This is a genomic window from Streptomyces sp. NPDC021115, assembly GCF_044333065.1.
GTDB lineage: Bacteria > Actinomycetota > Actinomycetes > Streptomycetales > Streptomycetaceae > Streptomyces.
On sequence record NZ_JBIRQF010000004.1, the window covers coordinates 77,902 to 104,382 of the forward strand.

General features: G+C 68.1%; 21 protein-coding genes and 1 tRNA gene. 10 read left to right on the forward strand and 12 right to left on the reverse strand.

What is annotated here, in order from left to right:
• Positions 1–94: 94 nt before the first annotated feature.
• The 5 genes from ACH4TL_RS14260 (at position 95) to ACH4TL_RS14280 (ending at position 10,896) form a co-directional block, all read left to right on the forward strand.
• A complete protein-coding gene (locus ACH4TL_RS14260; protein ID WP_398313871.1) occupies positions 95–1,720 on the forward strand; it encodes a TIGR02677 family protein in 1,626 nt (541 codons plus the stop codon).
• Positions 1,717–3,042: a TIGR02678 family protein gene (locus ACH4TL_RS14265; RefSeq protein ID WP_398313872.1), complete on the forward strand. Its 1,326-nt coding sequence runs from the start codon at positions 1,717–1,719 to the stop codon at positions 3,040–3,042. The genes ACH4TL_RS14260 and ACH4TL_RS14265 overlap by 4 nt, the downstream gene beginning before the upstream one ends.
• The gene (locus tag ACH4TL_RS14270; RefSeq protein ID WP_398313874.1) at positions 3,039–7,271 is read left to right on the forward strand and encodes a TIGR02680 family protein; all 4,233 of its coding nucleotides are present in this window, start codon (positions 3,039–3,041) and stop codon (positions 7,269–7,271) included. The genes ACH4TL_RS14265 and ACH4TL_RS14270 overlap by 4 nt, the downstream gene beginning before the upstream one ends.
• The gene (locus tag ACH4TL_RS14275) at positions 7,268–8,530 is read left to right on the forward strand and encodes a TIGR02679 family protein (RefSeq protein ID WP_398313876.1); all 1,263 of its coding nucleotides are present in this window, start codon (positions 7,268–7,270) and stop codon (positions 8,528–8,530) included. Before ACH4TL_RS14270 ends, ACH4TL_RS14275 begins: the two co-directional genes overlap by 4 nt.
• Positions 8,531–8,949: 419 nt before the next feature.
• A complete protein-coding gene (locus ACH4TL_RS14280; protein WP_398313878.1) occupies positions 8,950–10,896 on the forward strand; it encodes a hypothetical protein in 1,947 nt (648 codons plus the stop codon).
• Between the two features lie 3 nt (positions 10,897–10,899).
• Here the strand turns inward: ACH4TL_RS14280 and ACH4TL_RS14285 are convergent.
• Positions 10,900–10,975, reverse strand: a tRNA-Trp gene (locus tag ACH4TL_RS14285).
• A 267-nt stretch (positions 10,976–11,242) separates the two neighbouring features.
• On the opposite strand from ACH4TL_RS14285, the gene ACH4TL_RS14290 reads away from it, so the two are divergent.
• The gene (locus ACH4TL_RS14290) at positions 11,243–12,781 is read left to right on the forward strand and encodes a UvrD-helicase domain-containing protein (RefSeq protein ID WP_398313880.1); all 1,539 of its coding nucleotides are present in this window, start codon (positions 11,243–11,245) and stop codon (positions 12,779–12,781) included.
• Positions 12,782–13,233: 452 nt separating this feature from the next.
• Here the strand turns inward: ACH4TL_RS14290 and ACH4TL_RS14295 are convergent, their stop codons facing one another.
• From ACH4TL_RS14295 to ACH4TL_RS14305, 3 genes are read right to left on the reverse strand one after another with little or no spacing between them, the layout of a single operon-like run.
• On the reverse strand, positions 13,234–14,439 hold the full coding sequence (locus tag ACH4TL_RS14295; RefSeq protein WP_398313882.1) for a hypothetical protein: 1,206 nt from the start codon (positions 14,437–14,439) through the stop codon (positions 13,234–13,236).
• A complete protein-coding gene (locus ACH4TL_RS14300; RefSeq protein WP_398313884.1) occupies positions 14,439–15,950 on the reverse strand; it encodes an N-6 DNA methylase in 1,512 nt (503 codons plus the stop codon). The genes ACH4TL_RS14295 and ACH4TL_RS14300 overlap by 1 nt, the downstream gene beginning before the upstream one ends.
• Positions 15,947–16,117 (reverse strand): hypothetical protein, encoded by a 171-nt coding sequence (locus ACH4TL_RS14305; RefSeq protein ID WP_398425254.1) that lies wholly within the window; start codon positions 16,115–16,117, stop codon positions 15,947–15,949. Before ACH4TL_RS14305 ends, ACH4TL_RS14300 begins: the two co-directional genes overlap by 4 nt.
• A gap of 650 nt (positions 16,118–16,767) precedes the next feature.
• Here ACH4TL_RS14305 and ACH4TL_RS14310 point away from each other — a divergent pair.
• Positions 16,768–17,280, forward strand: coding sequence for a MarR family winged helix-turn-helix transcriptional regulator (locus ACH4TL_RS14310; RefSeq protein WP_398313888.1), 513 nt, complete (start codon positions 16,768–16,770; stop codon positions 17,278–17,280).
• Positions 17,281–17,391: 111 nt separating this feature from the next.
• Positions 17,392–19,260, forward strand: coding sequence for a potassium transporter TrkA (locus ACH4TL_RS14315; RefSeq protein WP_398313890.1), 1,869 nt, complete (start codon positions 17,392–17,394; stop codon positions 19,258–19,260).
• A gap of 17 nt (positions 19,261–19,277) precedes the next feature.
• Here the strand turns inward: ACH4TL_RS14315 and ACH4TL_RS14320 are convergent, their stop codons facing one another.
• The 5 genes from ACH4TL_RS14320 to ACH4TL_RS14340 form a co-directional block, all read right to left on the reverse strand.
• Positions 19,278–19,454 (reverse strand): hypothetical protein, encoded by a 177-nt coding sequence (locus tag ACH4TL_RS14320; RefSeq protein WP_398313892.1) that lies wholly within the window; start codon positions 19,452–19,454, stop codon positions 19,278–19,280.
• A 159-nt stretch (positions 19,455–19,613) separates the two neighbouring features.
• The gene (locus tag ACH4TL_RS14325) at positions 19,614–19,964 is read right to left on the reverse strand and encodes a hypothetical protein (RefSeq protein WP_398313894.1); all 351 of its coding nucleotides are present in this window, start codon (positions 19,962–19,964) and stop codon (positions 19,614–19,616) included.
• A gap of 40 nt (positions 19,965–20,004) precedes the next feature.
• Positions 20,005–20,571, reverse strand: a complete 567-nt coding sequence (locus tag ACH4TL_RS14330; RefSeq protein WP_398313896.1) for a hypothetical protein — start codon at positions 20,569–20,571, stop codon at positions 20,005–20,007.
• 33 nt (positions 20,572–20,604) lie between these two features.
• Positions 20,605–21,879: a cation:proton antiporter gene (locus ACH4TL_RS14335; RefSeq protein WP_398313897.1), complete on the reverse strand. Its 1,275-nt coding sequence runs from the start codon at positions 21,877–21,879 to the stop codon at positions 20,605–20,607.
• Positions 21,880–21,886: 7 nt separating this feature from the next.
• Positions 21,887–22,378 carry a cation:proton antiporter regulatory subunit gene (locus ACH4TL_RS14340; RefSeq protein WP_398313899.1) on the reverse strand — a complete coding sequence of 164 codons (492 nt, stop codon included), beginning with the start codon at positions 22,376–22,378 and terminating at the stop codon, positions 21,887–21,889.
• A 177-nt stretch (positions 22,379–22,555) separates the two neighbouring features.
• On the opposite strand from ACH4TL_RS14340, the gene ACH4TL_RS14345 reads away from it, so the two are divergent.
• On the forward strand, positions 22,556–22,960 hold the full coding sequence (locus ACH4TL_RS14345; protein ID WP_398313901.1) for a hypothetical protein: 405 nt from the start codon (positions 22,556–22,558) through the stop codon (positions 22,958–22,960).
• 102 nt (positions 22,961–23,062) lie between these two features.
• On the opposite strand, the gene ACH4TL_RS14350 is transcribed toward ACH4TL_RS14345, so the two are convergent.
• Complete coding sequence (locus tag ACH4TL_RS14350; RefSeq protein ID WP_398313903.1) at positions 23,063–23,449, reverse strand: VOC family protein; 387 nt, start codon at positions 23,447–23,449, stop codon at positions 23,063–23,065.
• An 88-nt stretch (positions 23,450–23,537) separates the two neighbouring features.
• The gene (locus ACH4TL_RS14355; protein WP_398314888.1) at positions 23,538–24,308 is read right to left on the reverse strand and encodes a VOC family protein; all 771 of its coding nucleotides are present in this window, start codon (positions 24,306–24,308) and stop codon (positions 23,538–23,540) included.
• Between the two features lie 357 nt (positions 24,309–24,665).
• Between ACH4TL_RS14355 and ACH4TL_RS14360 the strand changes: the two genes are divergently transcribed.
• Positions 24,666–25,943: a cytochrome P450 gene (locus ACH4TL_RS14360; RefSeq protein WP_398314890.1), complete on the forward strand. Its 1,278-nt coding sequence runs from the start codon at positions 24,666–24,668 to the stop codon at positions 25,941–25,943.
• A gap of 122 nt (positions 25,944–26,065) precedes the next feature.
• On the opposite strand, the gene ACH4TL_RS14365 is transcribed toward ACH4TL_RS14360, so the two are convergent.
• Positions 26,066–26,440 (reverse strand): nuclear transport factor 2 family protein, encoded by a 375-nt coding sequence (locus ACH4TL_RS14365; RefSeq protein WP_398313905.1) that lies wholly within the window; start codon positions 26,438–26,440, stop codon positions 26,066–26,068.
• Positions 26,441–26,481 lie beyond the last annotated feature (41 nt).

Consider the following 26,481-nt stretch of genomic DNA (forward strand, 5'->3'; position numbering starts at 1 on the left):
GAGACGCTCCACATGATCAGGCAGCGCGGGGCGGCGTGGGTCCGAAGTGCAAGACAGAGGTTTGCTGTCAGTCCCGGTGCGTAGCCTCGTAGTCATGGAGGAATCCGCACAGGTCCCCCCGGCAGAGCCCGACCGCGGTGAAGCGTGGCAACGGCTGACCGCCTATTCGTATCTCAGCGCGCCGGAGCGGCTGGAGCATGTCGCCATCATGCGGGTGTTCTGCGCGACATTGCTGGCGGATATGGCGGTGCCGGATGTGTTGGCGAAACTCACTGATTCCGGTGGGCCCGCATCGGGACTCGACGCCGAGACGCTTGCCGTTCGGCTCGAACAACTGGTGCGGTGGGGCAACCTGCTGCGCAGCAGCCATACGGTGAAGGCATCGAGCATCACCGAGTACCAGCGCGCCCGGTCTCGCTACCAGTTGTCGAAGCTGGGCGAACGGATCCAGCGAGATGCGGACGAGGTGCTGGCGGGGGCGGACGCCGCCCGCGAGGTCAGCAGCGAGTTGCTGGCGCTGGTCGAGCGTGGGCTCCGGGAGTTGGCCCGACTCGTCCAGGAGCCGGGTGGGGTGGAGGCACAGGACGCACTGGAGCGCGTAAGCACCATCTTCGTCCAGTTCACCGAGTTCGCGGATTCCGTCAGGGATTTCTACGCCTACCTGGGCCAAGTGCTCGCCCGCTACGACCTGGACAGCGCCGAATATCACGGCTTCAAGGAACTGCTCCTCGACTACGTCGAGGCCATTACCGAGGATGTGTCCTTTCGCGCGCCCCGCATCGCCGCGGTTCTCAGCAGCCTTTGGCCTCAGCTTCCTGATCTCCTCGATCGGCTCGACGCACACTCACGTGGCCTTGCCGGCGCCAAGGCCGGGCTGGAGGGAGAAGCGGGGATTCGAGTACAGCGCAGCCGGGGCCGCGAGATGACCGATTGGGAGGCGTTGCGCGGCTGGTTCTCCGACGCCGACGGACAAGGCAGTCAGGTCGATCAGCTGCGTGATGCCACACTGCGCGCGCTGCAGTCGCTGCTCGCCAATGCCAAGCGGATGCTCCGCTCAGCTTCCGGTGAGATGTCGCGCCGCAAGGACCTGTTGCGCCTCGCCCGGTGGTTCGACGAAGCAGCTCCTGCCGAGGCCCATGACATCGCGGTCGCCGCGTTCGGTCTGTACAGCGCCCGGCATCTGGGCGTACCGTCGGCCACGGACGAGGCTGTGCCCGCGTACACGAGCTGGTGGACCGGACCCGTGGTGGAGGTTCCGGTAGCACTCCGCGAGCGGGGCAACCGAGCCCAGCGGGGCCGGGCATCGGCCGTGGAGGATCATTCTCAGCAAAAGCGACGGCTCCAGCAGGCCGCGCGTGACCGAGCCGCAGCCCGACAGGCTGCCGCCGAGGAGCTGCACAGCGCTTCCGGGCGTTTCGCTCAGGTCCGGCTCACCTCTGCCGCCCTTGCCCTGCTGCTCGAACTGTTGGCGACGGCATTGGGCAACGCTCAGTTGCGGCGGAATCAGGACCCTGGAACGGGCCAAGTCCGCACCTTCGCCCTGGACGCGGCGCAGAGCGAAGACGCTGAACTTGGCATTCGTCTCACTGTGCGACGCATAGCCGGTGCGGACACGGTGCTGCACTCGGTCGACGGCGAGCTTCTCCTGGACGATCTGGAGCTGAGTGTCGAGAGCTCCACTGCCGTGGAAGGGCAAGGGGCCGGGGTGAGCGTGTCGTGACCCTTCCCTCAGCCCATGATGTCGCCCTTGCCGCCGAACGCCGAAGTGCCGCCAGACTGCTGCTCGTTCACCCGTTGGTGACAGCGACGGGGCCACACTCCGATCTGTTTCCACTGATCCGCAGGCATGCCGACTGGCTGGCGAAGCGATTCCAGCAGGTCCTCGGCTACCAGCTCCTCGTCGACACCTCCTATGCCCGGCTGTTCAAAGCTGGGCTGGGCGCCGGCGCGGGACACCGGCTTGAGCGTTCCACCGGCACGCCCTTCACACCACGCACCTACGCCTGCCTGGCCTTGGCTCTGTCGGTCCTGGTGACAGCTCCGGAGCAGCTGCTGCTGTCGCGGCTGGTCGCCGACATCAAAGCCGCGGCAGCCGACGCCGGCGTTGAGCTGGAGGGCACGGGCCGGGCGGCGGAGAAGCGGACTCTGGCAGCGGCGCTGCGCCAGTTGGTCGACTGGGGCGTGCTCATCGAAACCGAAGGCAGCGTCAACGCGGTCACTCAGGAGGACGGTGGCGAAGCGCTGATCACTATCGACCGAGAGATCGCCCGCGCTGTCGTCGCCGGTCCCCTCGCGCAAAGTCGAGACGGCGCTGACCTGGTACGGAGAGCAGCGGACCCCGGCTTCGGCGGTCCTCGTACGTACGTCCGCCGAATGCTGGTGGAGACGCCGGCCGTGTACCTCGACGATCTGACGGACGCCGAACGTGACTGGCTGCGTACCCGGCAGCGCAGGGAAGCCCAGGCGTTCTCCGAACTTCTGGGTCTGGAGGCCGAGATCCGGGCAGAGGGGGTGGTGCTGGTCGACGCCGAGGAGGAAGTGACCGATGTGCACCTCCCCGGCACCGGAACCGTCGCGCAGGCCGCGCTGCTCTTGCTGGAACAGTTGGTGGAGCGCCTGCGGCCCGACAGTCCGGGACATCCGGCGACGGGGGGCCGATTGGTGATCGGTGTCGCCGTTCCCGACGGGCTGGTGGACGAGCTGCTGGCCGAACTCGTCGAGGAATACGGACGGCGGAGCAACTGGCAGCGCGGATACCTGGAGGACCAGACCGCCCTGCGCGACGCCGTACTGGACTTGCTCTCGCGCATGCGGCTGGTGGCCCGCGTCGGCCGACTCCGCTCTCAGGGCCAGGGCTTGCCCGAGGGATACGACGAGAAGGTCCCAGAAGATCGTTCTGTCACCGACGTCACAGGGGCGCGCGAGGAGGAAACCGGCCTGGTGCTTCTCGCCGCTGCCGCCCGATACGCCACTCAGGTCACCGTTCGCAAGGCTGCCCGGGGACGCCCCGAGACCGATGTACAGCAGGAGCTGCCGCTATGAGCTCTGACACGAGCGCACCCATCCCCCTGCAGCGTTCCGTACCTTCCTCGTCTCACCGTTTCCGGTTGCACCGGGCGGGGATTCGCAACGTCTGGCAGTACGACGAGCAAGAATTCTCGTTCGGTGACGGGCGGCTGCTTCTGCGCGGCAAGAACGGCGCGGGCAAGTCCAAGGCGCTGGAGATGCTGCTGCCGTATCTGCTGGATGGCGATTCCCGGGCCCTGGACGCCACCGGTACCGGTCGGACCACGCTCGTCTGGCTGATGCTGGACGGCTTCGAGCAGACGAATCGCCTGGGATACCTCTGGGTCGAGTTCCATATGACAACGGTCGACGGAGGCGACCGGTACCTCACTCTCGGTGCGGCGATCCGGGCATCGAAGTCGACCAAGAAGGCGATCCCGGCCTTCTTCGTCACGCCGCTCCGTATCGGGGAGGATCTCCACCTCGTCGAGGGAGGGAAACCCCTGCCGGTCGAGAAGCTCAAGGAGAAAATCGGCCCGGACAATGTGACGGAGAGGGCCGTCCAGCACCGGTCCCGCGTGGCCCGTGAGCTCTTCGGTATCACCGACACCACTCGATATCGCAACCTGACTCAGCTCCTCCACCGGCTGCGCCGTCCCACCGTCGGCGACCGCATCGAGTCCGGTGGGCTCGTATCTCTGCTCAGCGAGACCCTGCCGGGGCTGGAGGAAGAGGTCGTGGAGAAGGTAGCGCGCAACCTCCATGATCTGGATGCCGTACGCGATGAGCTCGGTCGGCTGGAACGAACCGACACGGCGCTTCGCACCTTCCTCATCAGTTACCGCGGCTACCTGGCCGGTGTCCTCCGCCGGGTGTCCGACGGAGTCAGCAAGGAGCTGGATGCGCTTGCTCAGCAGCGCCGGAAAGCGGGCGACGCCGCCAAGGCGACGAACGATCTGAGGATCCGGGAAGCAGAGGCCGATACCCGACTACGGGATCTACGAAGGGAGCGGGAAAGGGCGCAGACGGAGCTCGAAGCTCTTCAGGCGAGTGACAAGTACCGCAGCCTGGCCGAGCTGTCCGAACGGCGCAACACCGTGGCCGCGTTGGGGACTGCCGCCGAGACGTCCTTTGCCTCCGTGCTCAGCGCACATCGTGCTGAGGAGTACGCGGCGGACCGGTTGGCCGAAGGGACGCAGCGGCTCGGGAACCGGATCGGCGAGCTCGCGGCAGAGCACCGGGAGCTGTTGACCACAGCGGAGAAGGCAGGGTTGCCGCCGGGGCACCTCGGCGAAGCGGTCCCCCTGGACCACACGCCTCTGGGCGGGCCGACCGAGGTGGAGGTCCTCAGCCCTGCCGAAGAACCACAGATCGTCACGCATCGCAGCGTGACCGTTCCTGATGTGACCTCCACTCGGGCCGCGTTGGACGCATGGCATGGGCAGTTGGAAGGTTCGCAGTCGGTGGTGAAGCACCGGCTGCGGATGGTGCAGGAAGTGGACGGCCTCGCCGCCAAAGCCCGCGCGTCCCAGGCAGCCGCGGCCGCTGCGGATACCAAACGGGAGCGGCTTGAGGGCGAAGCCGAGGAAGCCGCCGACCAGCTCGCGAATCACCGTGCGAATGCTCTCGAAGAGAGTGGTGCGTACGCCCAGGAGGTGGCCGAGTGGGCATCGCGGATGTCGCTCGCCATCGGACCGGAGTGCCCTTCGCTGACGCCTCTCCGGGGCATGGTCGAGCTTGAGACGTCATCGGACGCGCCATTCGCCGAACAAGTTCTGCACCCGGGGATCGACGTGGAGGCGCAGCAGGTGGCTCACGCCGTGCTGGATCCTTACGGCGAGGTTCTGGCCGAGCGGCGGGACGCTCTTGCGCTGAGGGTGAGCCTCCTCTCCGAGGAGCGCGATCGGCTTGTCGGGCTGCAAGGGGAATGGGAACGGCGCACGGACCCGGAGCCTCCCGTCCCGTACCACCGTGGAACGGAACGAGCACCCGGCACAGGGGAGCCGTTCTTCCGCCTGGTGGACTTCGCCGATGAACTGACCTCAGCCGAGCGAGCGGGCTTGGAAGCGGCCTTGGAAGCGAGCGGCATCCTGGACGCCTGGGTCACCGCGGACGGCGTCGTTCTCGATCCGCTTACGTGCGACACCCTGTTCGTGCCCGGGCAGTCAGCGGGGAACGGTGCAACGCTGGGCAACGCACTGCGTGCCGTCTCATATCCCGAGAGTGTCGTCACCATCGAACAGGTGGAGCGCATCCTGCACACCATCGCGCTCTCGTCGTCCGAGGAGACCACGGCGGCCAGTGCGGTTCACTACGACGGTAGTTGGCACCTCGGCGCTCTCCGCGGCCGACATTTGAAGGACGAGGCGGAATACGTCGGTGCTGCCGTTCGTGCCGAGACCCGGCGCCGGAAGCTGGCAGAGCTGGAGCAGGCGTTGGCCGAGGTGGAGCAGCGGCTCACCATCGAGCACCACGGTCTGGCAGAGATCGACGCGTGGCGACGTGGCCTGGCTTCGGGGATGCGGGTGTTCCCACAGGCACGGCGTCTGGCCCACGCGTGGTCCCAGATCAAGGACGCCGAGACCGTCGTACAAGTCCTTGCCGGGAAGGTGGTCAGCGCCACGCGTGAGGCCGAAGAGATCCGCAGCACGGCTGTAGCCGACCGTGCCGAAGCCGAGGCCACCGCGACAGCCAATGATCTCCCGACCGACCCTGATGCCCTGTCACGAGTGCGGACGGCACTGGCCGGCTTGCAAGGCGGCATCAAGCACATGCAGAGGGCAATCCAGAGCACGGTCCGAGACCTGAGCAGCAGCGTGGCGGAGCACGAGGGCTATGGCCGGGCTTGTGATGACCGCCTGGAAGCCGAGCAGGACTACCAACTTCGTCTCGATGAGCTGCGGCCCGCTCGTCAGGCCCTCCGTATGCTCGAAGAGGCCGTCGGGAGCGCTGAGGACGAGATCCTGGCGCGTGAGGCGGAGACGAAGGGGCGCATCGCGTCTGCGGTTCGCTCCGTACCAGAGGCGCAGAGGGCGCTGGGAGAGCTCCACGATGAGAGGGTCCGCGCCGAGGAGAAGGAAGAAGGCCGCCGCGTGCAGCTGCGCGCGCAGGAGACCGCGGTGATCACAGCCGGGAACGCGCTGCGCAAGGCACTGTCCCGGCCGGAAGTGCTGCGCGGCGCGGGCTTGGACCGTTCGGAGTTGCCGGAGCGGCACGGGGACGAGCCCTTGGCTGATATCCGGAGTCGCATACGAGCGCTGCGTGACCTCGCTGAAGCCGTGAAGGGTGGTCTTGACCAGCCGAAGCACGACGTGTCGGACAGTGCGCTGCTCAACCGGCACACCGAACTTCGTGACCAACTCGCGGGCGGCTATGACGCGCAACTCGAAGAGCTGGACGGGATCAAGGTCTGCCGACTGCTCGACGACCACGGACCCCAGGATGTCGCCCAGATCGGCGAACGCATCGCCGAGCAGGCCGCCGAGGCCCGGGGCCGACTCACCGAGCGTGAACGCGAAGTCTTTCAGCGCTTCCTCGCCGGCGAACTCGGTGACCATCTGTCAGCGCAGGTCATCACCGCCGCCAATCTGGTCGCTGCTCTCAACAGCACGTTGAAGACGGTTCGCACGTCACACGGTCTCGGCGTTGAGCTGCAGTGGAAGCTGGACGAAGACGTCGACGCCGATGTACGAGCCGCCGTCGAACTCCTCCGCAGCCCCTCCGGACTGCGGACGCGCGAGCAGACCGAGCAACTCCGTGAGGTGCTGCAACGCCGTATCGAAGACGCGCGCAGGGCCGACCCCTCAGCCGGCTATGCCGCCCACCTGCGCACCGCCCTGGACTACCGGGACTGGTTCCGCTTCCACACCTTCGTCGTCGAGGACGCCGCCCCGAACCGCAAGCGCAGGCTCACCGGCCGGACCGGGCTCAGCCAGGGCGAGCAGCGCGTGCTCTCCTACCTCGTACTGTTCGCCGCGGCCGCCGCGCACTTCACCACCCTCGGCGAAGCGGCGCCGAACGCACCACGCCTGATCCTCCTCGACGATGCCTTCGCCAAGGTCGACGAGCCTACCCATGGACGTCTGGGGCGGATCCTCGTCGACCTCGATCTCGACTTCGTCCTCACCAGCGAACGGCTCATGGGCAACTGGCCCGAGGTCCCCTCCCTGCACATCTACGAGTGCCTGCGCGATCCGCACGTACGCGGCGTAGCCACGCTGCACTACACCTGGAACGGCCGCCATCGGCGCCTGATGTCCGTATGAGCACGCTGCCGGCCGAGACGCGGGACTGGCTCGCCCGGCCCGGCCTGGACCGTCTGTGGGAAGCGGTACGTAAGCGTCTGGAGAGCAACGGTCTGCAAGCCACTGGTTCGCTGAGAATCAGCAAGATCGACGCTCAGGAGAGAACTGCCCTGTCCCAGCTCTTGGGCAAGGCCATCACCAGCGACACGGTGACGATACGACTCGACGCGTTGGATTCACGCCTGCGTACCTCAGCCGCGGCACTCGGACTGGTCGAGACCCTCCAGGCGATCGGGCCGCCGCTCACCGACCGGCAGGCCGTCCGGACGGGTGCCATCGCTCGGCGCGAGATGGTGTGGTCCGCAGTCACCGATTCGCTGGAGGTGTCTCCCTTGAGGACGGAGGCGTGGGCTCGCCAGTGGTACGACGGCCTCCGGCGCGTGGGCGTACCCAGAGGAATCACACCCGAAGCCGCGGTCCGAACCCTCCAGCAAGCCGTGCGGGTACTGGCGCTGCTTCTGGGGCCTGGTAGGTCAGGCATACGCGGCCGGGGAGAGCTTGCCGCCGAAGTGACCGGGTCGGCCCATGGTCTGGACGATGGGACCTGGCTTGCCCGGCTCGTCCAACGGGGCATCGCACTCGCCCATGACTCCGAACTCCCCGACAACGCGGCTGGACGGCGCGCGCTCTGGCGACTGGCGGCCGTCACTCCGGACGAAGTCTCCAGTACCGTGCTCGCCTACGGTCTACGGCCGCTCGGTGATGGCTGGCGAGAACGGGCGCTGCGCGAGAGAGCGCTGCATCACGCGGAGACCCATCTCACCTTGCGTGACTTGCACGTCCTGCACCTGACGTTGCCGTCCGCCACCATGGTCCGCATCTGTGAAAACCCACGCGTCGTGGAAGCCGCCGCTGACGCAGCCTGCTCTCAGCCACTCGTCTGCACATCCGGCAGTGCCGCGACGGCGGTTCTCACCCTCCTGGATGCTCTGGCTGCCAGCGGTTGTCACTTCGCCTATCACGGTGACTTCGACTGGCCTGGGATCGCATTGGCCAACCGGATCATCCGCCGCTATGACGCACGCCCGTGGCGGCTGAGCGCCGAGGACTACGAGCAGCTCGCCACCAGAACCCAGGCTCAGGGCGTCCCACAGCTTCCACTCGTCGGCGAGCCCGTCACCGCGGACTGGGATCCGGGGCTGGCGCCTGCCATGACCGGATTGGGCATCGCCCTTCACGAGGAAGCAACCCTCGACCTTCTGGTGGCGGACCTGAGCTGAGAAAGCAGGCCCCGATCACCGCCTGCCCCGGTGCCGCGCGGTGCGTCGGCGCGGGTAGCGGGGTTACAGGCGCCAGCTCGCCGGGCGCGCAGATCTCGCATCGGCAGGCGTGTCAGCCGACGGATGGCACATGGGCGAAGCGGCGTGGCTCGCTGCTTGATGAGCCACCCGCATCCCCCAGTGTGCAGAGTACGGGCGAGTGGCCCAAAGACCAGCGGGCGCATTCAGGGCAGTGGTCCCGATACAGTCGGCATCGACCGTAAACGACGTTGTTGTCAGTGTCCTACGGGACCATGGGAAGACGCTCTGCACCCCGAAGGGCGGAGTTGGGCCCTCGGCTCGATCAGGAGTCGGTGAGCGGCCCACACAGGGACTCGGACGAACGCTCAAGCAAGTCCCCCGACACGAATCGGAGCCTCATGGACAACGGTGGAACCGCCCCCAGTCTTCCCCTGAACTTCCTGTGCGCGCTCGTCGTGGACAGCACCGCAGATGACCCGCCCTCGCGGATGGCCGCCGAGCAAGCCCGGTCGATGGAGGAGGGGCTGGAGCGACGGGAGTTGTTGGAAGCACTGTTACGCGGCCCCTGCGACGGTTCTGCTCCGTTGTGGTTGCTGGAAGCCGCAGTCGACAGCGACCTGGCCCGGAAACCGCCTCAGTCGGATCCGCTGTACGGACCGTCCATGGATATGGCACTGCTGGCTCTCTCGCACCCCTCCTGCACACCGCAGTTGCGGAACGAGTCGCTGAGGCGCTGCACCGGCGTCCAGCTCGGCCGCCTTGGTTCGGCGCAGGCGAGCGACATCTTGGCTGACGCCGTCGCCAAGGCGCTGCGCGAGCGGGGGTCACGTCAGCAGCGCATGACGTCCGACCTCCTCGACAGTCCGACGGATGCCCAACTGGTGCTGCGACAGCACCGGCTGCACAGCACTGTCATCACAGCGGCTGTGGACCTTCTGCCGTCCTACCCCTTGGTCGACGAGAGGGACGAGGAGGATACGTCGACGTGGCTGGAGAGGCAGGAAGCTGCCGAGCGGGCCTGGCGCACCATGTGGAAGCACGTGGTGACCGCGCATCCCGAACACCACCGGCTCCTTGTCGGCTGGTCTGACAACAACAAGGCCGGTTTCATCGTCCGAGAACATCTGCTGGGCAGCATCCCCTGGGACGTTGAGCCAGGACTCCTTGACGAAATCGCCCAGGACGACCTCGCGTCGTTCACGCTCTCCGTACTCATCACCCGGATGTGCCGCATGCGCCGGGACGGGGCAACGGAACAAGAGGTAAGGGAGCGCTTCGCGAGTGACCTGGCGGAGGTCCGCCCCCAGCAGCGCAAGGGCATCGACCAACTCCTGTCGGATGACAAGTACGGCCTGCGTTACGGCTGCCGGGCTGCCATATCCCACGCCGAACTTGCGGCTGACGGCACGTGGCGTTACATCCTCAACCCCGACCAGGCACAGCAGTACGGGCGCCCTCACTCTTGGCGAGCTTCAGAAGACCAGTTGGCTTTGCTGGCCCAGAAGTTCGCCGAACATGCGGCCGTGGCTCTGATGCTGTGGGAACCCGACCCAAAGACCCCGGTTCGCTTGGCGAAGGATCTGCGCTGGGTGCGCGACCTGCTGCAGCACCTGCCGGTGGTTACCCCGGACGTGAAGGAGAAGGCACGGCTGATCTGCCGGGAAGCGAGGCGAGAGCTGGCCGGGCGCCGGGACTACGGCAGGTACGGGCTGGACTCGGACATGCAGCAGGCGTGTGAACTCCTCGACACCATCGGGCGGATGACCGCCGAACCGCTCCCGGACCCTGGCCCGGCGCGCACCGCGTCCCTCGGCAAGCCGGACCAGGTCACGGTGCGCGATCTCGCGGGCGCTCCGGACGCTGTCCTCGATGACTACGTGCGGCGACACCAAGGCAACGACGCCCTCGTGGAAAAGGCCCTGCTGTCCTTCGCGTCCCGTGTCTACCACCGCGACGTGTCCTTCGCCGCCGTGCTGAACCGCCACTCAGACCCGCAGAGCGCACTGCGGGACCTCACTCAGAATCTCCGCCGACGCCTGGGCGGTGGCCCGAACCTCCGAGAGGCGTGGGTGAGCGCCGTGCTGAGCCTGCCCACCACCGATGCCGATCTGACCCGCGCTCTGCCCGCCTGGACCGCCCTCAAAGCCAGAGGCCCCCGGGGCAAGGAAGCACACCCAGCGGTCATCTCGGTCGTACGCGCCACCCTTGGCGACAACGCCGAAGCATGGCAACGGTTTGCTACAAGCCCGGCCAGCTACGCGGGGCCCACGGCATGGCTCCGCCTCGGCGACCTCCTCGACGCTGCCGCGAACGGAACGCCTTGGCCCACGCCCCCACACAAGTAGCGATGGCAGGGGTGACAGGAGTCGAACCTGCGACATCCGGTTTTGGAGACCGGCGCTCTGGCCTCTGAGCTACACCCCTTCGACGCCGCCCAGCCTGGCACGGCCGAGCACGCGATTCCACGCGTTTTCACGGTGAGCACTGCGGCTGCCGCCACCGACAGCAGGGCCGCATAGCCACGGATCACAGCGCTGGGCGAGGCACAGGACGGTTGGACGAGCGGCCGCAGCGTGACGCTGCCGGAGAAACGGAGATGCAGCGGACTACGTGATCGCTAGACGCACACCCTCTCCCTGTGTCACCGTTCGATTGCGCTATGAAGCTGCACCCACTCTTGTGAGGAGCACGATGCCCGCACCTACCGCCGAGCAGAGTACGGCCGTCGATACGTTCAAGCGCGGGGACCACATGGTCCTGCAGGCCGGAGCCGGGACCGGTAAGACAACGACGCTGGCGATGCTCGCGGCCAGCACGACGAAGCCCGGCCGGTACATAGCGTTCAACAAGTCGATCGCGAGCGACGCCGCCCGCAAGTTTCCCGGCAACGTGCGGTGCAAGACCGCACACTCGCTCGCCTTCGCAGCCGTGGGCCACAAGTACGGAGCCCGTATGAACGCGCCCCGGGTGCCTGGCTGGAAGACCGGTGCCTCACTGGGCATCTCCATCAACATGCGGGTCCGGATCGGCGAACGCAACGTCACCAACAAGGCTCTCTCCTACACCGTGCTGCGGACCGTCACCCGCTTCTGCCAGTCCGCCGACCGCACCATCAAGCGCCACCACGTGCCCCGCCTGCGAGGCGTCGAGGCCGAGGACCTGCACGCCCAACTCGTGGACATCGTCCTGCCGTACGCCGCCAAGGCATGGGACGACCTCCAGAACCCGCAGGAAGGCGTTGTCCGCTTCGATCACGACCACTACCTGAAGATCTGGGCATTGACCGAGCCGAGGATCGAAGCGGATTTCCTGCTGCTGGACGAGGCCCAGGACACCAACCCGGTCGTCGAGCAGGTCTTCAACGCCCAGCGGGACCACTCCCAGCTGGTGATGGTCGGCGACTCCGCCCAGGCCATCTACGGCTGGCGGGGGGCGCGAGACGTGATGAGCGACTTCGACGGCACCCAGCTGGCCCTGTCCCAGTCGTTCCGCTTCGGTGCCGCGCTGGCCGAGGAAGCCAACCGGTGGCTGGGCATCGTCGACTCTCCGATCCGCCTGACCGGCACTCCGGCCATCGACACCCGGCTCGCACGGCTGGAGGATCCGGACGCGATCTTGTGCCGGTCCAATGTCGGCGCGATGCTCGAGGTCATGCGCCAGCTGGAAGCCGGCCGCCGCGTCGCGCTGGTCGGCGGCGGCGACGCGCTGCGGGCCCTGGCCCGCGCCGCCCGCGACCTGAAGGCCGGCAAACGCAGCACCCACCCCGAACTCATCCTCTTCGAGAACTGGGGCGAACTCCAGGAATACGCCGAGTACGACCCGTCCGGACGGGACTTGCTGCCCCTGGTCGACCTGGTCGACGAGCACGGGGTGGACGTCATCCTGCAAGCGGTCGACCGGCTCGCAGCCGAGCAAGGGGCCGAGATCGTCGTCTCCACCGCCCACAAGTCCAAGGGTCGCGAATGGGCCTCGGTACGCATCGGCGAGGACTTCGAGGAACCGGTCGACCAGGAAGAGACCGACGAGAACGGCGAGCCGTTGCCCGGCGACATCGACGACGCCGAGGCACGCCTCGCCTACGTCGCCGTCACCCGGGCCCGCCACAACCTCGACCTGGGCGGCCTGTCCTGGATCAACCAGCACCCGGACGGCAGCCCCGGTGACAAACGCCCGCCCCAGGTCGCCGTACCGCCCTCCGGATGGGGCACGCTGGGACCCGCACCGCACTGAACCTGGCGGGAGGCGGCCCGGCGGCGATGTCAGCGCCCTCTGCCACCGTGGAGGCTGGCACGAAGTATCTGCTCGGAGAGGGATACCAGATGCCGATGATGGCGATGCACCCAGAGCACGGTCGAATCGATGCCACAGCCGAACGAAGCCCTTCCACCTTCGAGGGAACCGTCTCGAACCCCAGTGCAGCGGCCAGTTGACGGCCCGAGTGCCACCGAGGTATGCCCCGAGGTGAGCACGGCCATGATCCGCTGGTAGTCCGGCGCGAGGATCTCCGCCGCGAGCTCCTCCCCCAGGGCGGCACCACCGTCCCGCCCGGGCCAATCGAAACTCCCCACACGGTTAAGAAGCAATACGACGCCGCATCTCTGCCTCGCCAGAGAGAACTCCATCTCCACCAGCGGAAACACAGTGACCATAGTCAGCAGGACAAGAACCTCTAACACTCGAGCTCAGACTCCACCCGGTTTGGGAGCCTCCTCCAAGACCACGCTGGCCTTTGCTGCGATGTCGCGCAGGAGAGCACCCTTCAGGTCGTACAACGTCCTGCTCTCTGCCACCAGCTTCCTCGCCATCGTGTGAAGCGGATCAGCCACCTCATGAAAGCGGGCACGTGTGCTCGTATCAGGCCATACGACTTTCAGGCGCGAGAAGGCACGTGCAGAGATCTCCCGGGCGTTCTGGCCTTGCGCGACTGCTGCGAGGGCGCTGCTTCGGCTTCTCAGTTCGTGCAGCAGCCACCAGCCGTCCACGGTGTCCGAGGGGCTCACAGCTAGGACGCCTCTGGTAGGTGACGCGGGACGCTGTGTCATCGCGATGTGCGCGCCGTCCGGACGAGTGGCCAGCATGAGCGTGCCCGGAGCCCACACGCCTGAGGCATCCGCAGGGCTGCCCAGGCGGCTTCTCTCGATGTAGGGCACCGAGAGTTCGAAGAGATCCGTCGGGGTGATCCCGTCGACACCGGGTCTGTCGGCCCGGGGAAGGAGGGAGCGTGCAGAACCCTTGCCCGTCCTCGCCCTGGTAACCGCGCCGAGTTGTCGCGTTTCCCACAAGGCGCCTTCGGATGACCAATCGGCGTGGATCGCATCGGCCAACTCCAGCGCCTTGAGCGCTGCCTCTCGGTTGAGGTCGATCTTCTCCTCCATGAGGCTGACCGCTCTGTGGAGGTTGGTGATCTCCCCTGCCGGAGGGAGCGCGAAGGGCATACGGCGGAGCGAGTCGAGGCTCAGTGTCGGCTCGACGTGTGCCGTCACCTCATCGTCGATCCACGTCTTGGCTGTGGGTGTCTGAAGCCAGATCCGAAGCCATCGCACGATATGCGGGGCCGCGCGAATGATGCCGACCGACCTGGTTGCGGTCCATCCCGCATGCTGGGCAGTGACGAGCGCGGCATCGCCCGTTCGACGGACGAGTACGACGGCCAAGTCGCCCTCCTGAAGGGTCGCCCGGCTGGGGCGCGCGTCCGCTTGGCCGATCTTGCCGATCCGAGTTGAACAGATGCGTCCGTGTCTGACATGCGTCGAGCTCACGACGCCCCGCTGTTCGGGGACGTCGTCTTCGAGGATGCCGAAGGTGGTAAACATGCTCTGCCTTGGAAACTCGGCGATGGAGGCCTTCTGCCACGCTTCGGGGCCGATGCTGTCGACCGCGGTTTCCATCAGATCTCCTCTAGGGCGTCCAGTAGCTGCGGTTCGAGCGCGTGGACCTGGTCGAGCTTCTCGACCAGCTCACGCTTCAGCTCGTCGATCCGGCTACGTGTGGAGCTTTCGCGCCCAGGTGGCTCCGCCGCGTACGTAGTGGGCATGAGGTCGTAGCGACGATGGGCGATCTCGTCGGTCGAACAGCTCCGGGACCAGTCAGGTTCATCACGGTGGGGCAGGTCCGCTGAGCCGTCCGCCGGGATTCCCCTCCACGTCGCCAGCGTGGTCAAGATCCGGTCCGCGTGCCGGTCTCCCAACCGCCGCGCCGTCCTCGACTCCGGGATCCGTTCGAAGGCTCGCCGCGCGTTGATGAACAGCACCTGTCCGCGCCGGTCAGCGGTTCCCCAACCAGAACGCGAGCTTTTGTCCTGGTTCAGCACCCACAGGCAGGCGGTGGTATCGGTGTGACCGAATACGCGGGGTGGCAGCGCGATGACGCACTCGACGATGTCGTCCCGCACCAGCCGCTCCCTGAGTTTTTGTGTGGAGAGTTGAGGGCTCTTGGCCACGATGTCGGCCATCAGGAAAGCTGCCCGGCCCTGCGGAGCGAGCGCATGCGCAATGTGCAGGATCCACGCCGAGTTGGCGGAGCCCTTGGGCGGAGGCTCATCCGGCCATCGAGGATCGACGGAGGACCGGTCACGCCGGCCCTCTCGGGAGGATCGGCGTGACCGGTCCTCTGGCGCCCAGGCGGGCTGGTTGAACGGAAGGTTCGCCACGACGATGTCGTACGGGTCTGTCTCCGGCTCCGCAAGGCTGTCTCCCGGTGGGAAGATGCGCGCCTCGATGCCCCGTACGGCGAGATTCATGCGGGCGACCTCTGAGGTGTGGGCGTGCTGCTCCTTCCCCCGCAGAGACATGGTCGGGTTCAGCCCAACGCGCTCGCGCACGTAGCGGTGGCTCTCGGCCAGCAGTCCCCCCGAACCACAAACGGGGTCGAGCACCCTGTGTCCGTCCTCAGGAGCCGCGACACCGACCATGAGACGGGCGATGTCGTGAGGTGTGAAGTAGTGGCTCCCGCGTGCCTGGACGGCCGATAGGTCTCGCAGGCACTGGTCGAGCAGGCCCCCCACCTGTCGCACGGAATCGATCGCTTGGATGAGCTTCCGCAAGGGAATGTCGATATTGGGAGGCAGAGATGGCATGGCATCCCTCATGCCGATCTCGTTGCCCTCGACGTCGGTTGTGGGCAGCCAGTGCGCGAGACACTGGCTCACCGGGCGTCTGATCGGCACCGTCTCCTTCGTAGTCTGCCGTAGCAGCCACGGCCAGGTAGGGACATCGGAGAAGCGGGAATCGACGTGCGCGGTCCGGCTCAGGTAAAGGAGTCCGAGGACGAGCCGGGCGGCGTCATGGGAGTTCATCAGGCGGGACAGGTCGGCGGTCAGCTGACCGACCTCCGCCGACGCGTCCCGCGTGGCGCCCGTCGCGTGGCGGGCGTCTGAGCCAGGGGTTGTTCCGCTCTTCACGGGCCCACCACGCCAAGAGAAGCCATGACGCCGAGAACCAGCGTCAGAGCTGCGGCGAAGGCACCTACTCCGGCCTTGAAGGCGACCGTGGGTCGACCCCCTTCGACGACGGCCACGAGGCTGCCGGTGAGGGCGGCCACCAGGGCCGTGAGGACGGCGATGACCACGTACAACGACCTTTGTTCCACTGGCTTCCTTCCTGCGATCAAGGGGATCTGTAGAAGCGCGAGTGAGTCCCGCGATCCCCGGCGTCAGGTAGGACAGTAGAAGATACGGCCCACGCGCCGCTGGGAGCACGGAGTTTGGGATTTCCCTAAGAACCTTCGGGATCTCGGCAGCCGATTGGACAGAGCACCGGGTTTGGGGTTCAAAAGGAGCGCCAGCCAGCGCACGTGATCGGGTTCTGCAGTCTGGCTGGAGAATCCACCAGCTGCGTCGAGATCGCCGTCCCCGACCCAGACGGCTGGAAGCCCGGCGACCTCATGGCCTTCATCGCTCGCGGGTGCGACCAAGCCATCGCAAGGGTCCGCCCAGCTCTGCTCCACCTCGCCCATGAGACCGACCAGGACCACCTCGACTTCCGAAGTCACGCCCCGGGCGACGACAAGACCCAGCCAGACCAGCACCCGAACCTCATTCGGGACGAAGAGGTCGTGGGTTCAAATCCCGCCACTCCGACTGAAGAACACCAGGTGAGAGGCCTGATCCGCGAAAGCCGGTCGGGCCCCTGACTCGTTTCCGGTGAGCGTTATGGGGACGGCAGGGTGGCGGGCCGGGGCCTGGCGGGTTCCACAGGGGGAAGGGGTAGAAAGGGCGTATGGCTCGCCGTCCCTTAGCCTCCGCTGCCGATTCCTCCCAGTCGTCCGACGCCGAGGCGATGGTCACCGCCGTGCTGACCGCGTCTCGGCTGCTGGTGGCCGTCTCCGCGCGGTCGTTGGCCGCGGTGGAGGAGTCGCTGACGTTGCCGCAGTTCCGGATGCTGGTCGTGCTGGACGCCGGGGGGCCGCTGAGCTTGTCCGGGCTGGCCGGGGAGTTGGGAGTTCAGCCGTCGACCGCGATGCGCATGATCGACCGGCTGGTGACCGCGGGGGTGGTCGCGCGGGGCGGGTCAGCCGAGGACCGGCGTACCAGCATGATCTCGCTCACCCCGGCCGGGAGGCGGGTCGTGGCCGAGGTCACGGAGCGGCGCCGTGGGGAGATCGCGCGCATCGTCGACGTCATGCCCGCCGGGCAGCGCCGTCATCTGATCGAGGCGCTCCAGGCGTTCGCGGAGGCGGGCGGGGAACCGGCCGTCGAGGCGGGGCCGCCGCAGCCGCACGCCGCGTGGTGACTCCGCCGCCCGGTCGGATCCGGCGGCCGCACCCCCGTGACCCTGCGAGAATGATCAACTGCTCTGGGAGACCGTAAGACCGGTGGGTGGCCGGAGGGATGGGGACGTGCGATGAGGCTGCGGGACCGGCTGCGGTACTGGTTCGACGGCACGATGGACCGGGGAACGCCCGCGCTGATCGGCTGGCTCGGCCTCGCCTCGCTGGCGTTGATCGCCGTGGTCTCCACGCTGGTGGTGTCTTTCTCCCACGAGGACACCCGCAAGAGCGGCGGCTGGTCGGGCGTGGTGTGGATGAGCCTGCTGCGGACGCTTGACCCGGGCACCATGGGTGGGGACGAGGGCCGGCCGCTGTTCCTGGTGCTGATGCTCACGGTCACGATCGGCGGCATCTTCATCGTCAGCGCGCTCATCGGTGTGCTCACCACGGGCCTGGAGAACCGGATCCAGATGCTGCGCAAGGGGCGTTCGCGGCTGATCGAGCGCGGCCACACGATCGTGCTGGGCTGGTCGGACCAGGTGTTCACGGTGATCGCGGAACTGGTGGAGGCCAATCAGAGCGCCCGCCGCTCGTGTGTGGTGATCCTCGCCGACCATGACAAGGTCGACATGGAGGACCAGATCCGCGACCGGATCGGCACGACCGGCCGGACCCGGGTGGTGTGCCGTTCCGGAAGCCCGCTGGAGCGGGGCGATCTGGAGCTGGTGAGCCCCGACACCGCCAAGTCGATCATGGTGTTGCCGCCGGTCGGGGACGACACCGACACAGACGTCATCAAGGTGCTCCTGCTGCTCAACAGCCGGAAGTGGAAGGGCGCGCGGCCGAACGTCGTGGCGGCCGTGGAGAGTTCGGACAACCTGCCCGCGGCCCGCCTCGCCGCCGGTTCGAACGCGCTGATCATCGACGCCGACGACATCGCCGTACGGCTGATCGCCCAGGCGCACCGGCAGTCCGGGCTGTCCAGCGTCTTCAACGAACTGCTGAGCTTCGAGGGCAACGAGTTCTACTTCCACGCGCAGCCCGCGCTGGCGGGGTCGACGTACGCGGACACCCTGGCCCACTACGCGCTGGGCATGGCCGCCGGGCTGCGCCGGAGCGACGGTGAGGTGCTGCTCAACCCGCCGATGGACACCGTCGTCCGGGCGGACGACCAACTGCTGGTGATGGCCGAGGACGATCTGCTGATACGGCCCGCCGAGACCCGGCCCGAGATCGTCCCGTCCGCGATCACCACCGCGTCCGGACGGCCTCCGGTGCCGGACCGCACCCTGCTGATCGGCTGGAACTCCCGGGCGTCGAAGCTGATCGCGCTGCTGGACAGCTTCGTCGAACCCGGTTCGGCGGTGGACATCGCGGCGCCGCGGCGGCCGCGGGCTTCCGCGGTGCCGCAGGAGCTGAAGAACCTGACCGTCGGCCACCGGCGGTGCGAACCGACCCGCAGGTCGTCCCTGGAGTCCCTCGACCTCGGCCGCTACCAGCACATCGTGGTGCTGTCCGACGACAGCATCGACCCCCGGCGCGCGGACGACCGCACGCTGGTGACGCTGCTTCACCTGCGCGACATCGAAGTGCGGCTCGGCGACCCGTACTCGATCGTCACGGAGATGAACGACGACAGCAACCGGGAGATCGCCCAGGTCACCAAGGCCGACGACTTCATCGTCAGCACCAAGGTGATCAGCCTGCTGCTGACCCAGCTGACCGAGAACCGCGACCTCTACGCGGTGTTCGCCGATCTCTTCGACCCGGAGGGCTCGGAGATCTACCTCAAACCGGCCACCAACTACCTGGTGCCCGGCGCCGAGGCCAACTTCGCGACGGTCATCGAGGCCGCGCGGCGGCGCGGCGAGACGGCCCTCGGCTACCGGCTGGCGCGCCACGCCGACGTACCGCCCTCCTACGGTGTCTTCCTCAACCCCGACAAGGCCGAGCCGCTGGTCCTGGACGAGGGGGACGCGATCGTCGTGCTGGCGGAGGAGTAACGGTCCTGCGGGCCCTGCTACTGGCGGCTCAGGGAGCGGCTGATGCCCGCCGCGGTGGTGGTGGCCAGGACCCAGCCGGTGACGATCAGCAGGTACGAGAGCCACTGGTACCCGCCGCGCGGGGCGGAGGCGTCCTCCTGCCCGAAGCCGATGATGGGCGACGAGGCCGCCGCCCGTACCGTCCAGCTCGCCAAGCTCCGCCGACACCGCCGTACCCTTCCGCCTCGACCTGCTCCCCCCGGGGCCGAGCCCTGCGGAACCGGTCCTTCAGCTCAACCACGCCGCCGTCGGCACCGACATCTGGGCGACCGGTCTCGTCGCCCACGGGCAGATACGGTCCAACGAGGCCACCGTCACCGGCCAGGTGAACATCCGACGACAGCGAACTCCACGCCCCTGGCGGCACCGCGCTGCACGCCGAGAACCTGTCCGTCGGCAACGATCTGCGCGCCATGCGCCTGCGCGCCCAGGGGCGTGTCGACCTCAGCGGCGCCCGAGTGCCCCGCCACCTCAACCTCGCCTACGCCCGGCTGTCCCATCCCGACGGCCAGGCCCTGCGCGTCAGCAGCTGCGTGATCGGCGAGCTGTGGCTGCGCGACGCCGCCCCCCACCGACGGCGATGTGAATCTGCGCCGCGCCCAGATCGACGTGCTGCACATCCGTCCCGAGGTCTTGCCCGACCGCGTCAGGATCGACGGCCTCACCTACCGCAGCCTCGCCCCGCACCTCCCCGCCGAGCAGCGGCTACCGCTCCTCGAACGCGAGGAGGAGGGCTGTCTTCCGGCCCCCTACGAGCAGTTGACCACCGCGTACCGCGCCACGGGCGGTGCCCAGCCGCGCGCCGTCCAGGAAGAGGGCGCCGGATATTCGCGCGCCTGCGAGCCGTACGGGGCCCGCCGTACGGGAACCGGTGAGGCGCAGCGCCCCGTCCGTGCGGAGGGCCCCGGCGTCGAGCCCGGGGAGTACGGAATCACTGATCACCAGGGCACGCAGCTGCGCCCCGTGCAGGCTCGGCCGCTGCTCGAAGTGGCAGGCCCGCAGGAGGACGGGGTGCTCTGCCACCCCGAACGTGAGCCGCAGCCGCCCGGTGACGCGCGCGCCCGTGAGCCGCAGGCCCGCGATCTCACCGTCCCGCACCGGCCCGGCCAGCAGCAGCGCGCGCAGTACCTCGGCGCGTACGGTCCGCTCGGGACCCCAGGACGCCCCGCCCTCGGGGTCGTCGTCCTCGCCGTCGCGGAAATCGACGCCCTCACCCAGCGGGAAGGCCCACCAGACGCGCCGCTCCGCCGGTGTCAGATGCGTGATCTCCACCGGCGGTTCGTGTCGCGGCGGCGTTCCGGGGTGTCAACCGCGTTGCGTCTCGCGGCGCTTGGACCCGGTGTCGTCGGTTTCGGCGGAGGGGCCGGCGGAAGACTCGGTGCCGGTTTCGGTGGCCGGTTCGGCAGCGGCCTTGGGAGCGGACTTGGCGCGGATGAAACGGCGTGCCAGGGGCTCGGTCCAGCGCGCGGTCAGGGGCCCGATGATGACGAGGATCAGGACGTACGCCGTGGCCAGAGGGCCCAGCGACGGCTCGATGCCCGCGGTGACGGCGAGCCCGGCGATGACGATGGAGAACTCGCCGCGCGCCACCAGCGTGCCGCCCGCGCGCCAGCGGCCCTTGACGGAGATCCCGGCGCGCCGCGCGGCCCAGTAGCCGGTGGCGATCTTGGTGCAGGCGGTGACGACCGCCAGGGCCAGGGCGGGCAGCAGGACCGGCGGGATGCTGGCGGGGTCGGTGTGCAGGCCGAAGAAGACGAAGAAGACGGCGGCGAACAGGTCGCGCAGCGGGCTGAGCAGGTTGTGGGTGCCCTCGGCGACCTCGCCGGAGAGGGCGATGCCCACCAGGAACGCGCCCACCGCGGCGGAGACCTGGAGCTGCTGCGCCAGCCCGGCGACCAGCAGGGTCAGCCCCAGGACGACCAGCAGCAACTTCTCGGGGTCGTCGCTGGAGACGAAGCGGGAGATGTGGCGGCCGAAGCGGACGGCGACGAAGAGGACGAAGCCCGCGACGCCGAGCGCGATGGCCAGGGTGACGCTGCCCGCGGCCAGCCCGACACCGGCCAGCAGGGCGGTGACGATCGGCAGATAGACGGCCATCGCCAGGTCTTCGAGGACCAGGATGGAGAGGATGACCGGGGTCTCGCGGTTGCCGAGCCGCCCGAGGTCGCGCAGGACCTTGGCGATGACGCCGGACGAGGAGATCCAGGTGACTCCGGCCAGCACCACGGCGGCGACCGGGCCCCAGCCGAGCAGCAGCGCCATGACGGCGCCGGGCAGGGCGTTGAGCGTCGCGTCGACCAGCCCGGCCGGGTACTGGGTCTTGAGGTTGCTGACCAGATCGCTGGCCGTGTACTCCAGCCCGAGCATCAACAGCAGCAGGACGACGCCGATTTCGGCGCCGATCGCGACGAACTCCTCACTGGCGCCGAGCGGCAGCAGCCCGCCCTCGCCGAAGGCCAGCCCGGCGAGCAGATAGAGGGGTATGGGCGAGAACTGGAAGCGTCCGGCGAGGCGGCCCAGCAGTCCGAGGCCGAGGATGACCGCACCGAACTCGATCAGGAAGACGGCAGAAGAGTGCATCCGTCTGTCACTCCCGACCCAATATCGCCGCGGCGGCTTCCACGCCCTCGCGCGTGCCGATCACGATCAGGATGTCCCCGCCCGCCAGCCGGAAGTCCGGCGCCGGGGAGGGGATGGCGTCCGCGCGGCGCAGCACGGCCACGATGGAGGTGCCGGTCTCGGTACGGGTCCGCGTCTCGCCCAGCACCCGCCCGTTCCAGTACGAGTGCGAGGACAGCTCGATCCGCTCGGCGACCAGCCCCAGTTCGGTGGTGGACAGCAGCGTGGGGCTGTGGTGCGCGGGCATCAGGGCGCTGATGAGCGCCTCCGCCTCGCCCGGGGTGAGCCGGGTGGACAGGGCGCATTCGTCCGGATCCTCCCGGCGGTACGCGCTCAGCGTCCGTCCGCCGTCGCGGTGCGCGACCACCGACAGCCGCCCCTGGTCCCGCGTCGTCAGGTCGTAACGGACTCCAATGCCCGGCAACGGCGTACTGCTCAACCGCGGAACACCCACAGCCATCCCCTCATTCATGCGCGCCCTCACGCTGGGCGCGCGGCCACACAGATCGAAGTGTCGTCCGCCCACCGTAACAAATGGTAAAGAGTAAGTAATGGCGGAAAGTGATCCACGGCCCGGTGGAACAATCCGCGTTCGGGTGTCCGTACCCACGGCAGGCGCGCGAGAAAGACGGTGATCATGATCGAGTGGCGGCAGATCGGCGTCGGCATGAGGCCCGTTCCCGAGCCGGTCGCCACCCCGGTCATCTGGTCCGCGGCCTTCGCCGGGGCGCTGCTGCTGGTGGCCGTCCTCAACTCGCTCGGCGGCCATGGGCGGCCGACGCTCGCCCTGATCGCGCTGTCAGTGTTCGCCGCCGTGCTCGGGCTGTGCGCGCGGTTCGTGGCGGCGCCGGGCACGGCCGTGCTGTGCTGGCTGTTCCTCAACGCCTTCGCGATCCCGCCGGCGGGTGAGCTGACCTGGGCGGGCGACCGCGACAGCACCTGGCTCGGATGCCTGCTCGGCGCGACCGTCGTCGGCACTGCCTGCGCGCGCGTCGTCAACGCCCGGGCAGGCTACCGGCGCATCACGCCGTACGACCGCTGAACGCCACGGCTCACGGGGCCGACGCTCCGAGGGACTGAAGGGTCGATGGTCCGGCGTGGCCGGGGCACGGGCCCCGGCCACGCCGGACCGCCCTCGGGAGGGCTACTCCTCGTTGCCGTAAGGCCGGGTGATGATCTCCATGCCATGACCGGCCGGGTCCATGAAGTACAGCCCGCGGCCGCCGTAGTGGTGGTTGATCTCGCCCGGCTGCTTACCGTGCGGATCGGCGTAATACGTGATGCCCTGCTCCCGTATCCGCTGGAACGCCGCGTCGAATTCCTCGTCGGAGATGAGGAACGCGTAGTGCTGCATGGTGATCGACTCGGCAGGGATACTGGCGAAGTCCAGGGTGACCCCATTGCTGGTGGAGACCGGGATGAACGGGCCCCACTCGTCCCCCACCTCCAAGCCCAGAATATTGGCCAGGAATTCGGCGGATTCCCGCTTGTCCAGGGAATGGACGATCGTGTGGTTCAACTCGACTGACACAGTGGAATGCCTCCAATTAAGGCAATCTCACGGGCACCTCCATGCCTCACCCAGCCGGTGACCGACACGCGATGCCGTATCTCCCACCCTAGGCGCCGCCCGCCTCGCCCGTCGAGCCTCTTTGAAGCGATGCCACGCTGAAGATTCCGCCCTCGGCGTCGCGGAGCGCCGCGATGCGGCCGTAGGGGGTGTCGACGGGCGGGGAAATGACGCTCCCCCCCAGTTCCACCGTGCGTTCGGCGACCCGGTCGACGTCGTCGACCCGGAAATACGCATGCCAGCGGGGCCGCACATTCGGGTCGGGGGCGGCCTCCAGAGCGCCGCCGCGCAGCCCGGCCACCGCCTTTCCGTCGATGTGCAGGACCACCCGGTCGTACTCGAAGCGGACATCGCACCGCTCCCGCGCCTGGGCGTCCCAGCCGAAGACATGGCCGTAGAAGAGCGCCGCTTCGAATGCGTCCCGCGTACGCAATTCCAGCCACACGGGCGCGCCCGGCCTGCGCTCGCCCCACCAGGCGGAGGTGAGATCACCCTCCCAGATACCGAAGACGGCACCGTCCGGATCGGCCGCCCAGGCCACCCGGCCGTTGCCGAATTCCAGCGGCCCGACCGCGACCGTGCCCCCGCGCTCCTGGACGCGCCAGGCCACCTCGTCCGCACTGTCCGCCGCGAAGTACGTCGTCCAGGTGACGGGCAGCGTCATCCCCGCCGACGGGGCCGACGCGCCGACGCCGACCGTCGGTACGCCATCGTCGGTGCAGGCGATGGTGTAGCGGCCGTGCCCGTACCGCGTGGGCCGGAACGTCCAGCCGAAGAGATCTCCGTAGAAGGCGTGCGCGCGGTCCAGATCGGCTGCCATCAGGCTCACCCAGCACGGTGCTCCCTGGACAGCACGGAACCTCTCCCGCAAGCCGCTCACCTCGCTCCGCTCACTCCGCATCCCTCGCGCCGCACGGCCACGCCCCGCGACGCACGGCCATCCCTCGCGACGCACGTGCCATTCCGCGCGCAACCCTGCGCGCAGCCCTCATCGCTCGCGCGTCACGCCCGATATCTTCACTTTCCTCCGATCTCTCGGTCCCCGCCACCTCACTGATCGCGAAGCGGTCGGCAGAAGGGTCATGGAGCGGCCGCGGCGCGGCTGTGGCACATCACACCGGGACGCGTCCGCCAACGTGTGACGGACGGCCCGCCGCGGCAGGGCAGTATTGCGCCCATGTCGAATCTCCGCTCGAACATCGTCACGTGGCTGGGCCGCAAGTACTTCACGAAGTTTCAGAAGAACGGGTTCGATTTGTCCAAGATGTCGTTTCTTCCGGATGCCACGCTGGCACCGCTGAAGCGCGAAGGACTCGACCCCGTGGCCGATCTCTCCAAAACCCGGGCAAAGGAACCCATCAGCAAGATTTGGCTCCCTTTCGGTATAAACGGCTGGCTCGTCACCGGCTATGACGAGACCAAGGCGGTACTCGGAAAGGCGAAAGGGTTCAGCTCCGACTTCACCAACCTCGCCGAGAAGACCGTCGGCTTGGCCCAACAGCAGAATCCCGGCGGCCTCGGTTTCAGCGATCCACCGACGCATACGAGACTGCGACGGCTACTGACGCCCGAATTCACCATGCGGCGGCTCAGCAGGCTCACCCCGCGCATCCACGCCATCGTGGAGGAGCGGCTGGACGAGATGGCCGCGGCCGAGGGCCCGGTCGACCTGGTGGAGATGTTCGCGCTCCCCATTCCGGCCCTCGTCATCTGCGAACTGCTCGGCGTTCCGTACGAGGACCGCGACGACTTCCAGCGGTACAGCACGGCGCGCTTCGATCTGTTCGGCGGCGCGAACGCGTCGTTCGGCGCCATGTCGGACTCGCTGACGTATCTCCATGGAATCGTCCGCAAGCAGCGTGAATCACCGGGTGACGGGCTGCTCGGCATGCTGGTGAAGGAGCACGGCGACGAAATCGACGACCAGGAGCTGGCGGGGCTGGCCGACGGCGTGCTGACCGGCGGTCTGGAAACCACCGCGAGCATGCTGGCACTGGGCACGCTCGTACTGCTCCAGGCCCCCGAACAGTTCGCGGCGATTCGCGACCAAGAGGACGTCGTGGACCGCTTCGTGGAGGAGCTGCTGCGCTATCTCTCCGTCGTTCAGGTGGCGTTCCCGCGATTCGCGCGGGAGGACATGGAGATAGCGGGTACGAAGATATCCGCGGGCGATCTGGTGCTGTGCTCGCTGAGCGGCGCGAATCGCGACGAGAAGCTGGGCCCGGACATGGAACGGGTCGATCCGCACCGGCAGACGTCGTCTCATCTCGCCTTCGGCCACGGCATTCACCGCTGCATCGGCGCCGAACTGGCCAAGATGGAACTCCGGGCCGCCTATCCCGCACTGGTCCGGCGATTCCCGGAGATGCGGCTGGCCGTGGATGCCGACAAGCTCAAGTTCCGGAAGCTGTCCATCGTCTACGGCGTCGACGCCCTGCCGGTGACGCTGCGCTAGGCGCGGAGGAGCGGAGGGGGACGGGGAGGCAGGGGGACGGGGAGAGAAGGGGGCGGGGGGCGGGGAATCGCGGGGTGGGTAAGGGGAGTTGAGGGCCGGGGATCCGGGGGTCCTGGAATCCGTCAGAAACGCTCGGTCAGCTGCTCGCGCCCGGCCGGGGGCTCGTACGCGCCCGGCCAGAAGTCGGTGATCGTCTGGATCCTGCCGTCCGGCGCCGAGGTGAAGAAGCTGACGCCGTGCGTCTCCTGCTCCTCGTCGCTGAACCGGACCCAGGAGACCGCCTGGGTGGTGTCGGCGACCACACGCTCGACCTCCAGGCTCCACTCGCCGAGCTGCTCGGCGTTGAGACGGACCACGTCATCCCGGCCGACCACCCGCTCCCGGGTCTGTGGAAACTCGTAGCTGACGTCGTCGGCGAGGGTCGCTCCGAACGCCCTCCAGTCCCTGGCCTGGGCCGTTGCCCAATATCTCTCCACCGTCGCGGCTATGTCGCCCATCGTCGCCCCCTCCGATCCGGCCCGTCCGTCCATGCCCGCCG